At 62.9% G+C, this 1149-nt stretch carries 2 protein-coding genes; one reads left to right on the top strand and one right to left on the bottom strand.

Annotated elements, in window-relative coordinates:
• Window positions 1–651, top strand: a 651-nt coding sequence (locus tag RS887_RS30430; protein ID WP_322618315.1) for a DMT family transporter, incomplete at its 5' end; no start/stop codon positions are given.
• On the opposite strand, the gene RS887_RS30425 is transcribed toward RS887_RS30430, so the two are convergent.
• The coding region (locus tag RS887_RS30425; RefSeq protein WP_322618314.1) for a YbfB/YjiJ family MFS transporter at window positions 596–1149 on the bottom strand (554 nt) is incomplete at its 5' end. The two genes, RS887_RS30430 and RS887_RS30425, sit on opposite strands and share 56 nt — an antisense overlap.

Genomic DNA, 1149 nt, shown 5'->3' with positions numbered 1-1149 from the left:
ACCACGGCGGCGCACATGTCAGTGTTTCTCTACACCGCGCCGATCTTCACCGCATTGGGTGTGCACTGGTTGCTGCCCAGTGAGCGTTTGCGACCCTTGCAATGGCTGGGGATTGTCCTGGCCTTTATCGGGATTGCCATCGCGTTTGCCGGCGGAGTGTCCTGGGACAACCTTGATTACCGCATGTTGATGGGCGATGCCCTGGGTGTGCTGGCGGGCGCAGCCTGGGGCGCGACCACGGTGGTGGTGCGCGCCTCGCGCCTGTCGGAAGCGCCGGTGACCCTGACGCTGTTCTATCAGTTGATCGTCGGTTTCTTCGGTTTGTTGTTGATCGCGCTGCTCAGTGGCCAGATCACCCACGTCAGCCTGACTTCCGTGGCAGTCGCCAGTGTGCTGTTTCAGGGCGTGGTCGTGTCGTTCTTCAGTTACCTGGTCTGGTTCTGGCTGCTGCGCCGTTACCTGGCAGCGAACCTCGCGGTGTTTTCGTTCATGACGCCGTTGTTCGGCGTCACGTTCGGTGTGGTGCTGCTGGGCGAGGCGCTGAGCCTGAACTTCATCATCGGTGCAGTGCTGGTGTTGGCGGGCATCACGTTTGTCAGCGCTGAACAGTGGTTGCGCCGTCGTTTGCGCAAAGCCCTGGGGCAGAACTGACCGGCGCGAGCGACAGACCGCCGGCGATCAGCAAGCCGCAGCCGGCGACCACCAGTGCCGGCTGCAAACCGCCACTGAAATGACTGCTCAGCGCCGCCAGCAATGGCCCGCTGAGCTGACCCACGGCAAAGCAGGCCGTCAGCAGGCCGGCATTGCGCTGGGTGGCGTGGGGCGCCAGTTCCCGGGAGCGTTGCATCACCAGTTGCATGCAGGCCAGGAACGGCGTGCCGCACAGGATCACACCCAACGCCAGGCCAGGCCCGTTGCCCAGCAGACAGGCGAAAACGCCAGCAGCTTGCAGCCATAACGTCGCCATCAACCAGTGACGCGTGGCGTCGGGCTTCTGCCGACGCAAACTCACCAGCACCACACCGGTTGCCGCCGCCAGGCCAAAGCATGGCCAGAACAGGTCGGCCTGCCATTGGCCATGGAATTGCGCGTTAGCCATTTGCGACAAAAAGGTTGCCGGGATGATGTAGCCCAATCCGTACAAGGCAT

The sequence above is a fragment of the Pseudomonas sp. BIC9C genome (assembly GCF_034541995.1).
In the GTDB taxonomy this organism is placed as follows: Bacteria; Pseudomonadota; Gammaproteobacteria; order Pseudomonadales; family Pseudomonadaceae; genus Aquipseudomonas; species Aquipseudomonas fluorescens_CC.
The sequence above is the reverse complement of the archived record's forward strand: the minus strand, read 5'-3'. Positions and strand labels throughout refer to the sequence as shown.